Below are 12,324 nucleotides of genomic sequence, written 5' to 3' on the forward strand. Positions count from 1 at the left end.
GTGGCTAGTGGAGTTGGCTGGGGATGACCGCGTACTGGATTAAGAGCTCGAAGGGGACGATTTTGAGGGTGTTCTCGTGGGTGGCTTCGAGGATGATGGGGCAGGCTGCTCCGGCTTGCTGGACCTGGAGCCAGCGAGCGGCACAGACGCACCAGCGGTCGCCGGGTTTGAGGCCTTCAAAGCCAAATTGCGGCATGGGGGTGCTGAGGTCATTGCCGAGAGCCTTGGAGGCTTCGAGGAAGGGCGCGTCGACGACGCAGCAGATGGTGTGGACGCCGTGGTCGTCGGGGCCGGTCTCGCAGCAGCCGGTGCGGTAGAAGCCGGTCATGGGCTCGCAGCCGCAGATGTCGAGGGGCTGGCCGAGGACGTTTTTGCCGCGGTTTCTGATGGGTTCTACGGTGGGCATGAGACTCCTGTACGGGTCTAGTATCCCACTTTTGGAAAGAATACGTCCTGCCGGACGGGCCCGCTGCGCGCGGGGCGGGCGTTCGCACGTCTTTTTAAAGCTTCGCGTAGTCCTCCCGTTGGTCGGGGAATAGATTGATTTCGACCAACGGGAGAACCATCGAGGTCCATCCTGCCGGGACCGGTACACACGTCACGAAGTGACCGCCCCGCGCGTAGCGGGCCCGTCCGGCAGGACGTCATTTTGCAGCGATGGCGAGCTGTTGCTGGTACTCCTCGTACGGTCCCTTGTGATCGGTGATATGGAAGTCGGTGGGGCCGCCTTCGAAGTGCCAGATGCGGGTGCCGGCCTCTTCGATCAGATCCTGGTCGTGCGTGACGAGGAAGACCGTGCCTTCGTACTTCTGGATCGCCTGATTGAGCGCGTTGATCGCTTCGAGATCAAGGTGATTGGTGGGTTCGTCGAGCACGAGGACGTTCGGCTTCTGCAGCATGATTTTGCAGAAGAGCAGACGTGCGGCTTCTCCTCCGGAGAGTGCGTCGGTCTTCTTGAGTCCCTCTTCGCCCTTGAAGAGCATCTGGCCGAGGATGCCGCGGATGTCTTCCTTGGTGGCCTGGGGGTCGAACTGGTGAAGCCAGTCGGAGGCGGTCATGCCGAGTTGGATCGAGCCTTTGTGATCCTGTGCGAAGTAGCCGATGGAGACCTCGTGTCCCCACTTGACGGTGCCGGAGTCGATGGAGACGTCGGACTCTTCAATACCGGGGCCGTTCGCTAGGAGGGCTTTGAGGAGTGTGGTTTTGCCTTGCCCATTGCGGCCCATCAGGATGACCTTGTCGCCGCGTGTGACGGAGGCGGTGAAGTTCTTGATGACATGCTCTGTCTTGCCGTCCTTCTGCTCGTAGGACTTGTTGACCTGCTCGAACTCGAGGACGTTTTTCCCGGAGGGGCGCTCCATTTTGAAGCTGATGAACGGGCGCGCGATGTTGGAGCGGGCCAGCTCTGATGTTGCGAGGCGCTCTACTTCTTTTTTGCGGGAGTTCACCTGGCTGGAGCGGGTGCCGGCAGAGAAGCGGGCGATGAAGTCATTGAGCTGGGCGATCTTCTTTTCGCGCTGTTCGTTCTGGCTCTCGATGCGGGTGCGGATGCTGGTCTTCTGGAGGACCATGTCGTCGTAGCCGCCGTTGTAGGTGATGATGGTCTCGTAGTCGATGTCGGCGATGTGGGTGCAGACGTTGTTGAGGAAGTGGCGGTCGTGCGAGATCGTGATGACGGTGCCGTTATAACGGGTGAGGAAGTCCTGGAGCCAGTGGATGGACTCGAGGTCAAGGTAGTTAGTGGGCTCGTCGAGGAGGAGCGCCTGTGGGTTGCCGAACAGGGCCTGGGCGAGAAGAACGCGAACCTTCTGGCCGCCCTGCAGCTCGGACATCTTGCGCTCGTGAAGCTCATCGGGGATGTCGAGACCCTGGAGGAGGACGGCGGCGTTGGACTCGGCTTCGTAGCCGTCTTCGTCGCCGACGATGCCTTCGAGTTCGCCGAGGCGGGAGCCGTCTTCGTCGGTCATCTCGGGCTTGGCGTAGATGATCTCGCGCTCTTCAAGAGCGGCCCAGAGGCCCTTGTTGCCCATGATGACGGTGTCGACCACGCGGTAGGCGTCGAATTCATACTGATCTTGTTTCAGTACGCCCAACTTCTTTGGGCGTACGACTGTGCCCTTTTGCGGGTCGATCTCGCCGGTGAGGCACTTCATGAAGGTGGATTTGCCAGCGCCGTTGGGTCCGGTGAGGCCGTAGCGTCGGCCGGTGGTGAAGGTGACTGAAACATCCTCGAAGAGGAGCTTCGAGCCATAGCGCATAGTGACGTTGGATACTGAGATCATGGTATTACTTTCATTTTACAGTTTCTTTGCGCTGTTTGCCGCGCAGACATTGTGAATACGCCGAGAAACGCGAAGTTCGACACACCCTGCGGCGAATATTCCTCTACCGTTGAAACCGCAAAGACGTCGCTTTCGGGTGCGCGCGTTGAGCAGCTATTGAGCGAGGAAGGCGGCGGCCAGCTCAAGGTTCATACTCTAGCGGCCAGCCTCTGTTCCGTCTCCTTGCGCTTCTGGGTCAGGAACGGGCGCTCGAAGACGAGATGAAATCCGTAGCTTGCCGCAATAGCCAATGGAGACACAACAAAAATCATTAGGATCGCTGCATTTCTATTGGAATCAGCGAAGATGCCGCCCTTCGAGGCGAGAATCCATCTTTCTACGATCACCTCGGGGAATGAGTGCACGAGATACAGGCTGTACGAAAAGGTGCCGATCCAGGCCAGCGGCTTTGCTCCCAGGACCTTGTTCCCCCAGTGATCGCGGTGCTGAGTGAGATATGCCATGAGAAACGCAGCGCTGAGGGCCACCAGGATATCTGCTATGACAAAGGAGCTGCCGGGTCTTTGAATAAACAAGAGATAAGCGACCACGGTCAGCAGGGTGGCGGGTCCAAGCCATCTCCTGAGTTGATGAGAGAAAGCGAGCTCTGCACCCAACATTCCGACTACAAAGAGGAAGAGAAAGTTTGAGTTGCCACCGTAGTGGGTCGCGTAAAAAACTCCGTGAGCCACGACAAAACCCACTGCGAGTGTCAGCCATCTCCCTCCGTAGCGCCACAACAACACTAACAACGGAAAGAGTACATAAATCTGGCACTCCACCGCGATCGTCCAGAGGGGTCCGTCAAGTGTCGTTAGCTGAGATGGAATCCAATTCTGCACTAACAACAAATGCGATACGATCATCGACCAACTCAAGGGATTGCCCAGATAGTCTTGAGGATGGCTTTTGTAGCTATAGAACGCGGCTACCAGTAGAGCGACACCGATCGCCGCAAAGTATGGCGGCAGGATGCGCCGCATTCGTTTCCGGTAGAAGCGAGTGGCCTCGAGGTTCCAGTTCCCCCGTTGAGCAAGGGGAAGTGCGAGGCAAAACCCTGAAATCGTGATAAAGATCGCGACCACATCGTGCCCACGTCCCATGAAATGGAGCGCCGGCGGAAAATATCCCGTGGACTGCAGAGCGTGATGAAAGAGGATGTACAAGGCCGCGATAGCGCGAAGTCCATCGATAAAGTCAAGTTGGAGCCTGCTCGGCCTGGACATAAATGGATTGTAACGGGATGCGAACTGCATGAAGGGAGGGCGTCGACAGTGCAGTTCAGTGTCTGCGTCAATAGCGAAGCGGCTGGCTGCAGCCGGCTTTGGAGAATTGCGACCGACAACTAGCGGTTTTCGACGCTGGTTTCGACGACGACGGCCCTGCGCGGACGACTTAGATTGGAGAGCTTTGAGGCGAGCTTGTGGGGCCATTTAGGGTCCATGCAGGGCCGCTCGATGAGGATGAAGTAGGCCGTACAGAAGAGATAGATGCAGGTGCCAAGAAGAATGGACTGAATGAGAAAGCTGAGAGGGAGGCTCGATGGGATGAGAAGCCTGCGGGTGAGCCGGAATGCGATGGAGATGACCATCATATGCATGAGGTAGAAGGAGTAGCACATGCCGCCGGTGAGAGCGATCCATGGGGTGCGGAAGATCTGGCGGCTGACGGGGCCGTTGAAGGTGGCGAGGTAGGCGAGAAGGATCAGCAGAGGAAGGCAGAGAGAGGTGTAGGAGGTGGGCAGCGCGAAGATAGCGACCCAGACGACCACACTGACGAGGTCCCACCAGCGGCTGGTAGTGGATTCAGTGCGGGTGGCGCGGAGGTCGGCCAGAAGAAAGCCGACGAGGAAGAACTGGAGCTGGCCGGGAAGATTCCACGAGGCGGTGCCGTGGGTGAGGTATTGGAAGGCTGTGCTCGCAGCGATAAGCGAGACGATGGCGCTGCGACGGACGATGGTGGAAGAGATTGCGTAGAGAAGTCCGAGGACGGGGGCGAGGATGTAGAACTGCACCTCTACCTCGAGGCTCCAGGTAACGAAGTTGATAGGGGGCAGGCTGGTGAAGTTGTGCAGATAGAAGATGTGAGCCATCAGGGGCAGGAGAAGCGGGAAGAGGTGATGCTCGTAGATGGCGAGGACGAGGGCGTAGAGGACAAGGCAGAGGATGTAGGGCGGCTCAAGCCGGGTCAGGCGGCGTTTGAAGAAGGCCTTGATGGAGACGGGCTGGCCGTGGAGGAGGTGCTGGCGGAGAAAAGGCTGCGCGAGGATGAAGCCACTGATAGCAAAGAAGAGAAGCACGCCGCGACCGCCGCGATCGACAAGTTCAGGAACATTTCTCTGGGCGAACGCGGAGAAGGTTTGACCGCTGCGGTTCACCATTTCGGCCAGGATATGTACGAACAAGGTGGCGGCGATGGCGACGAAGCGGAGGCCGTCAATTTCGGGAATCCAGTTTCCGTGCGTCGTGATGCGGCGAAGTTTCATTACATCCCCGAACTGTTGGGCGGAGCCGATTCGAGAGGCGGGAGAAGGAGTTCCGTGGAACGGCGTGCAGCTTTGCTATCTGAGGATACCAAGAGTTCGAGGCGGTCCCTAGTGAAGGCGGTGGTTCAGGACTGGCCGATGAGAACGCCGGCGGCGAAGACCAGGCCACCGCCTACGATGACCTGAAGGCAGGAGAGCGCGAAGCTGGTCTTGAAGTAACGATGGCGGATGAGCGCGATAACGACCAGTTCGACACCGACGACGGCGTAGGCCCAGGTGAGTGCGGTGTGGACGTTGCCGATGAGAAACGGGAGCGTGTGGAGGAACCCGCCGATGAAGGTCATAAGGCCAGTGACGAGGCCGCGGAAGATGGGGTTGCCGCGGCCGGTGAGTTTGCCGTCGTCGGAGAGACCCTCGGAGAAGGCCATGGAGATGCCCGCGCCGACCGCCGATGCCGCGCCGATGAGGAAGACGGTGCGGGAGTTGTGAGTGGCGAAGGCGGTGGCGAAGATAGGTGCGAGGGTGGAGACGGAGCCGTCCATGAGACCGGCTAGACCTGGCTGGACGATGCGCAGGACAAAGTTTTTGTCGTTGCCGACGATTTCGCTGAACTCGGTGAGGTTGGGAATATTCTCTGACATTGGTTTGATCCGGTGGAGCTTCAGGATACCGCGATGGAAAGACGAACGCTCCGCTCTGCGGCTGGTTGGCTGGCAGAGCGGAGCGTCTTTGTCTGAGTGCCGGGAGTTACTGACCGCGGCGGGCTGGGCCGGAGCGGCTGCTGCCGGGGCGGCTGTTGCTGCTGGGACGACCGCCGGGGCCACGGCCGCCGGAGCTGCGTCCACCAGAGAAACCTCCACCGCCGTTGCGGCTGCGGAATCCACTCTTGTTGCCGCCGTAGTTGGCGTTGGGCGTCGTCATCGGTGTGACAGGATCGTTGCCCTTCCAGGAGCGGGTTTCAAGCTGCATGAGGTCCTGACCCTGAGCTGTTGTGTCGAGGGGTGCGTTGCGGACCTCCTTCTCAAGGTTCTTATCGGCTTCGCGCCACTCGAACTTTATCTTCAGTTCGCGCTCGAGCTTGCGGGCGTCGTGACGCTCCTGGGGCATAACGAACGTTGTGGCTACGCCCTTCTTGCCGGCGCGGCCAGTGCGGCCGATGCGGTGAACGAAGTCGTCAGACGCATTGGGCAGGTCGTAGTTGACGACATGGGCGATATCCTGCACGTCGATACCACGGGCGGCAACGTCGGTGGCGACGAGGACGCGGTGACGGCCGTTGGCAAAGCCCTTCAGAGCAGCGGTGCGCTGCGACTGGCTGCGGTCGCCGTGGATCACGTCCGCGTCGTGGCCCAGCTTCTCGAGTTTCTTCGAGATGCGGTCGGCGCCGTGCTTGGTGCGGGAGAAGACGAGGAAGGTTCCCTCTTCCTGCTTCAGCATCTGGTCGAGCAGGCCGAGCTTCTGGTCCTGCATGACGGTGTAGACGCGAAGCTCGACACGGTCGGACGGCTTGGAGGTCTGGCCGATCTCGATGCGGACTGGCTTGTTGACGTAGTCGCGAACGATCTCGCGGATGTTCGCGTCGAGGGTCGCGGAGTAGCACATGGTCTGGCGAGTCTTTGGCAGCGCGCCGACGATGCGGCGGATGGCGGGAAGGAAGCCCATGTCGAGCATGCGATCGACTTCGTCGAGGACAAGCATCTCAACGGCGTTGATGTTGATCTCACGGCGGCGAAGGAAGTCTTCGAGGCGGCCAGGAGTGGCGACGACGAGACGGGGACCACGGTCGAGCTGATCGAGCTGGTTGTTCTCAGAGAGGCCGCCGCAGACGAGCACTGCGTCGTTCTTCGAGCCAGGAACGAGCTTCCAGTAGGCCTCGAGGACCTGCATGGCGAGCTCGCGCGTCGGCAGCAGGATGAGCGCACGGATGGGACCGCGCTTGCCCTTGGTGCTGGGGACGGAGTTCGCGTCCATGCGCTGGATCATCGGGATGAGAAAGCTGAGGGTCTTGCCGGTGCCGGTGGAGGCGGTGGCGAGGATGTCGTTGCCTTCGAGCGCGGGCGGAATGGCCTTGGCCTGAACCGGGGTCGGCATGGTGAAGCCGGCGCTGGTGAGGCGGTTCTTGAGGGAGTCCGAGATGTTGAAGTCTGTGAAGCGAACGTCCTCAACGAGAGGGAGGCCTGCGGGATTCGCGACGGCTGCGTTGGCTTCGGGGGTGGAGTGCTGCTGGTTTGGAGCGATCTGTTCGTTCTGTTCTAGAGTTGCGGAATTCAAAGTTTTTCCTGTCTGGTGGCCCGGATAGAGGGCGTTGTAAAACGGCATAGGAGTGCAGGGATGCCAGCGCGGCATCATGGATTTCAATTAGTCAGCATTGCTGTCGGGAATCGAAGCGCTGCTGCTGCACGGCGAGACCCGTCCGTTGACGGGTCTTCCAGCCAGAGCAACCAGCGCGACTTCCAAAGTGCGGAAGGTATGCGGTGGGATGAGGCGAATCGCAGTCTCTGGCCAAACTCCGAAGTCCATGAAGAGTCTTTGCCTGCGGTGCCCGCACTCTTTCTAGTCAGAGTACAAAATAAGCATACCACAGTGGCAGTGCGATTGACGATTGAGGCTGTGCTGGGCCGTAACGGATCAGTTTTGGAGTGAATGAATGAGGTTGCAGAAAAGAAGACTTTGCGGGCGCCACCGGAGAAACTTGTCGTCATTTTCGGAATGGACTCTTGTCTCTCCTCGTATAGAATTGCCAGCCATGCACATCCGTAGAGCCGTGCTTACGCTTTGTCTCTCGATTTGTCTGGCGTCCCAGGCCCAAGCAACAGAATGGCAGACAAACAACCCGGGCTTTCGCCCTCTTGGAATTGTCTCGAACAAGAACGCGTTGTGGGTCTGCGGCCCCAACGAATCCATCGCATCCTCATCTGACGGGAAGAGCTGGACTCTCCATCACCACGCATCGGGTGCCGGTGCAATGCTCTTCGGCATCGAGTTCTTTTCTGCAAAGTTTGGATACGCCTACGGAACAGGAGGGACGGTACTCTTCACGAACGACGGAGGTGATTCTTGGGAGACACGGCACTTTGGTGCCGACACCATCCTGCTCGCTTCGTTCGCTGATCCAACCCACGGGTTGTTGCGCACCGCGCCGTCTCTTTTTTATCTCGACGGGAGCGATTCACTACACCAGATTGCGCAGCCTGCCGATACGTTACAGCGCTTTCCATTCACTCCCTTTCTCGTGGCGCTCTCACCCGATAAGATGACCGCCCTTCTCTCGGAAGGGCCGTATGCTGAGGCCGGATTCCTTGCGACAATCGACGGCGGGAAGACTTGGAGTTTCTACGATCCGCAAAGCACTGGAATTAAAGATCTTCTGCGCGTTGACGGCAAATATTGGGCTACCGGCCATGAGGTTATAGGAAAAGACAAACCCGGTGGTGGAAATGGCGTCCCGATGGCGACCTACTCCGAGGATGGTATGCATTGGACGCATACAACCACTGAGATTCATCCCTGCCACTGGGAGTATTGCGTTATCTGCAACTCTCAGGGTTGTCTGGCGTCGGGCACGTTGCTCGTCAATTTTTTCCATCAACCGACGACCTACTCGGCGATTCCCAAGGGTGCGCTGACGGCGAAGTGGGCCGTTGTTGGCGAAAACATCTGCACGCTAAACCAGAACGTAGCCTGCGCTTCAATAGGCAAGGCATCCGACATTGAGGCATCCCCCGGCGTTCCTCTGCCCCACGAACAAACAATGCCTCGTCTGGGAACGAAACTCCCGACAGGTGGATTGCGCTGCGTGTCATGTTCGCTGGAGCCGGTCTTCATCGACGACAAGGTACAGGGCCGAATCACTGTCCACGTCGTTCTTCAGGTTGGCACCGACGGAACGGTCGAGATGGCCAACGTCGAAAAATCCCCGAGCGATGCGCTTACGCAGAAAATCCACGACGAAATGATGACTTGGCTCTTCGAACCTCCAACGAAGGAGGGCCAATCGATCCGCATAAAGACCGAGTCTGACATCGCGGTAAACGTAATTCTCCCGAAATAGAACCCTGCCTATGCCAATCAGTGCAGATGGAAGGAAAGCAGCTTCGAACTTCTCAAAAAACGGCGTTATAGGCAACCTGATTACCCCGGATTTCAACTGGCCCGCCAAGGTACTAGAGTCCCTTTTGCTTCCATGAAGCTCGTCCGCAAATGAACAGGGGTCTCCGCGGATGAACAGCTTTGGAGCGGGGCGGAGTCAGACGCTCTTTTATTTGCAAGGGTTTGGGCGTGCATGAGATTGGCAGTTAAACTGCAATCCCTCTCTGCACGCAGAACCTCACCCGTTCTCGGGGAAAAGGCAGAGATGAGCTCACTATCGCAAGACCTTCGTTTTTCGCTTCGCCAGATCCGCCGGTCGCCGGGGTTTATGGTGACTGCTGTGCTGACACTCGCGCTGGGCGTGGGTGCGAACACAGCTATCTTCTCGTTGCTGGACCAGGCGTTGCTGCGCTCGCTGCCGGTGCGTGCGCCGGAGCAGCTGGTGGTTTTGAGCGGCACAGGCAAGGCGTGGGCAGGTCACTCGAGCGATCATGGCGCGGGGGTGGAGCAATCGTTTTCGTATCCGATGTACAGTGATCTGCGCGACAAGGGAACATCCGTGTTCGATGGGCTGATTGCAACCGCGCCGACTGGAGTAGGGGTCACGCGAAACAAGGTCTCGGAGCTGGTGGATGGCGAGGTTGTCAGCGGGAACTACTTCAGCGTACTTGGGGTGAAGGCGGCGCAAGGGCGGTTGCTGACGGCGAGCGACGATACGGTGCCCGGAGGCAATCCAGTTGCGGTGCTGAGCTACCACTACTGGCAGACACACATGGGATCGGACGTGCACGCCGTCGGAGAGACGATTTCAATCAACGGAGCGCCGTTTGAGATTACTGGTGTAGCGGCTCCCGGATTTCAGAGCGCTGTTTGGGGGCAGGTTCCAGATGTGTTCGTGCCGATGTCGATGCTGGATGTGGTGATTCCGGGCAAGGGCAAGAGACTGCAGGACCACACGGACCGATGGATGAATATCGTTGGGCGTTTGAAGCCGGGAGATACGGCGCAGCACGCGCAGGTCGCACTGGCGCCGTTGTGGCATGCGCTGCGCGCGGAGGAGTTGAAGGCGCTTGGGACGAAGTCGCAGCGGTTTGTCGATGAGTATCTGACCCGGAGCCAGCTGCTGGTTGCCCCCGGCGCGCGAGGGTTGTCGTATAGCCGGGAGTCGCTCGCAAAGCCGTTGTACGCGGTGATGGGGATGGCGTTTCTTGTGCTGCTGATCGCTGCGGTGAATGTGGCGAGCTTGCTGCTGGTGCGTTCGGCAGCACGAGTGCGGGAGTTCTCGCTGCGTTACGCGCTGGGCGCGAATGCGCGGCGTGTTGTGCAGCAACTCTTACTGGAAGGCGTCCTGATTGGTATTGCTGGAGGCGTGGCTGGGTTGCTGATCGCGCCTCTGTGCCTGCGTGTGCTGGTGCAGCGGCTAAGCACGGATGGACCGACTGCGTTTTCTACAACGCTGGATGGCCGGCTGCTGATCTTCAACTTCGCGATCGCTGTGGCTGTCAGTATTCTGTTCAGCCTCGCGCCTGCGGTGCAGTTGTTGAGGCCCGATATCGTGAACTCGCTGAAGCAGCAGACGACGACGGCGTCGGGGAGGACGCTGAGTTTTCGAGGTCTGATTGTTTCACTGCAGGTGGGGCTGAGCGTGTTGCTGCTGGTGGGCTCCGGGTTGTTTGTCCGCACGATGCAGAACCTGCGGCACGTCGACACGGGGATCAATACATCGCACCTGATTACGTTTCACATCAACCCTCTGCTGTCCGGGTATGCGAAGGAGAAGGTCCCGGCGTTGCACCAACAGATTCTGGAGAGCATGACGGCGCTGCCTGGAGTGCAGGCTGTGGGCGCTACCAACGATGCGGAGCTAGCAGAAACAGGGCATACCGGAGACGTGACGATAGAGGGTTACACCGCTCCTCCGGATCAGGACTTCCCGATTGAGATCCCTTACGTGAGCGCAAACTTCTTTCACACGATGCAGGAGCCGGTGCTGGCCGGACGCAGCTTCAGCGAGGACGATGATGCGACGCATCCGATGGTTGGGATTGTGAACGAGAGCTTCGCGAAGCACTACTTCACCAACCCTGCTGCTGCAGTGGGGAAGCGCGTTGTGGGTGGCGACAGCAAAAAGGGAGAATACATGACGATCGTCGGGGTTACGCGAGACGCGAAGCACGCTAATCTTCGCGACGCGGCCTTGCCGACACTGTACTCTCCGCTGAAACAGTCAAAGTTCGCGGAACAGCTCTATATCTATGTTCGGACTGCTACGCCTACGGAACAAAGCTTCGCGATGGTTCGGCAGGCGATGAAACAGATTGATCCAGGCCTCGCAGTGGATGAGCTGCGCACGATGGAGGAGCAGATTGATACGACGCTGGGGAATGAACGGATGATCGAGCTGTTGGCGATCTCGTTTGGCCTGCTGGCGACGATGCTCGCGGCGGTTGGGCTGTACGGGGTGCTGGCATACTCGATGGCGCAGCGTACGCGGGAGATTGGGATACGCATAGCGCTGGGGTCTTCGCGGCTCGGGGTGTCCCGACTGGTGTTAGTGGATGTGTTGCGGCTGGCCGGAATTGGAGTGATGGTGGCGATACCCTGTTCGGTATTGCTGGGCAGACTTTTGCGGAGTCAGCTGTTTGGAGTTTCGTCGGCAGATCCGCTTACTCTGGCCGGTGTGATTTTGTTGATCGCCGTGGTCGCTGTCCTTGCGGCGATTGTGCCTGCGCGACGTGCGTCTTCGGTTGACCCAACGATAGCGCTGCGTGCGGAGTAGGTTTCTCTGGCTGGCCAGAGATAGAAAACGGCGGCAACGAAAACATGGAATCGTTGACGCCGTTTTTGATTTAAGTTGGATGAGGTTTAGATGTGGCAGCTCACCATGCCACGCTTTTCAAGATACCTCTGGTGATACTCTTCGGCCTTCCAAAAAGTGGTGGAAGGAACGACCTGGGTTGCGATGGGTTTACGGTAAGAGCCTGCGGCGCTGAGCTCGGCGATCTTCGCGCGGGCCTGAGCGAACTGCTCGTTGCTATGGGTGAAGATGACGCTGCGATACTGTGTGCCCCAGTCCGGACCCTGGCGATTGACCTGGGTGGGATCGTGGAGAGCGAAGAAGGCGTCCAACAATGATTCGTAGGAGACGCGAGATGGATCGAAGGTAACTTGGACGACCTCCGCATGGCCGGTGCGGTCGCTACAGACTTCTTTATAGGTTGGGTGTTCGAGGCTGCCGCCTTCGTATCCTACGGCTGTGTCGATAACACCTGTGATTTCGCCAAAACGGGTCTCTACTCCCCAAAAACATCCTGCTCCAAATGTTGCTTTTTCAATTGCCACTCTGCTGCTCCTTGACTACATCCTTGCTGCTCTTGATTGGATGCTTTCGGGTTGCGATTGTCATCACCCGAAAGGTTAATAGCGCGA

10 protein-coding genes are annotated in these 12,324 nt (G+C 58.7%); 2 read left to right on the forward strand and 8 right to left on the reverse strand.

Features of this window, described 5'->3' with window-relative positions; all coding sequences use genetic code 11:
* Nucleotides 1–4: 4 nt before the first annotated feature.
* From RBB81_RS02070 to RBB81_RS02100, 7 genes are all read right to left on the reverse strand, one after another.
* The gene (locus RBB81_RS02070; protein ID WP_353072539.1) at nt 5–406 is read right to left on the reverse strand and encodes a DUF2237 family protein; all 402 of its coding nucleotides are present in this window, start codon (nt 404–406) and stop codon (nt 5–7) included.
* 238 nt (nt 407–644) lie between these two features.
* Nucleotides 645–2,282, reverse strand: a complete 1,638-nt coding sequence (locus RBB81_RS02075; RefSeq protein ID WP_353072540.1) for an ABC-F family ATP-binding cassette domain-containing protein — start codon at nt 2,280–2,282, stop codon at nt 645–647.
* A 188-nt stretch (nt 2,283–2,470) separates the two neighbouring features.
* On the reverse strand, nt 2,471–3,754 hold the full coding sequence (locus RBB81_RS02080; RefSeq protein ID WP_353072541.1) for an acyltransferase family protein: 1,284 nt from the start codon (nt 3,752–3,754) through the stop codon (nt 2,471–2,473).
* Nucleotides 3,667–4,806 (reverse strand): acyltransferase family protein, encoded by a 1,140-nt coding sequence (locus tag RBB81_RS02085; RefSeq protein ID WP_183791440.1) that lies wholly within the window; start codon nt 4,804–4,806, stop codon nt 3,667–3,669. The genes RBB81_RS02080 and RBB81_RS02085 overlap by 88 nt, the downstream gene beginning before the upstream one ends.
* 125 nt (nt 4,807–4,931) lie before the next feature.
* Nucleotides 4,932–5,447, reverse strand: coding sequence for a VIT1/CCC1 transporter family protein (locus RBB81_RS02090; RefSeq protein ID WP_353072542.1), 516 nt, complete (start codon nt 5,445–5,447; stop codon nt 4,932–4,934).
* Nucleotides 5,448–5,553: 106 nt separating this feature from the next.
* Nucleotides 5,554–7,077 carry a DEAD/DEAH box helicase gene (locus RBB81_RS02095; protein WP_353072543.1) on the reverse strand — a complete coding sequence of 508 codons (1,524 nt, stop codon included), beginning with the start codon at nt 7,075–7,077 and terminating at the stop codon, nt 5,554–5,556.
* 87 nt (nt 7,078–7,164) lie between these two features.
* A complete protein-coding gene (locus RBB81_RS02100; protein ID WP_183791436.1) occupies nt 7,165–7,326 on the reverse strand; it encodes a hypothetical protein in 162 nt (53 codons plus the stop codon).
* Between the two features lie 226 nt (nt 7,327–7,552).
* Between RBB81_RS02100 and RBB81_RS02105 the strand changes: the two genes are divergently transcribed.
* Nucleotides 7,553–8,857, forward strand: coding sequence for a hypothetical protein (locus tag RBB81_RS02105; protein WP_353072544.1), 1,305 nt, complete (start codon nt 7,553–7,555; stop codon nt 8,855–8,857).
* Between the two features lie 303 nt (nt 8,858–9,160).
* On the forward strand, nt 9,161–11,674 hold the full coding sequence (locus tag RBB81_RS02110; protein ID WP_353072545.1) for an ABC transporter permease: 2,514 nt from the start codon (nt 9,161–9,163) through the stop codon (nt 11,672–11,674).
* Between the two features lie 86 nt (nt 11,675–11,760).
* Here the strand turns inward: RBB81_RS02110 and msrA are convergent, their stop codons facing one another.
* Nucleotides 11,761–12,237, reverse strand: coding sequence for a peptide-methionine (S)-S-oxide reductase MsrA (gene msrA / locus RBB81_RS02115; protein ID WP_179586218.1), 477 nt, complete (start codon nt 12,235–12,237; stop codon nt 11,761–11,763).
* Between the last annotated feature and the right edge of the window lie 87 nt (nt 12,238–12,324).

The sequence above is a fragment of the Tunturibacter gelidoferens genome, from assembly GCF_040358255.1.
Lineage (GTDB): Bacteria > Acidobacteriota > Terriglobia > Terriglobales > Acidobacteriaceae > Edaphobacter > Edaphobacter gelidiferens.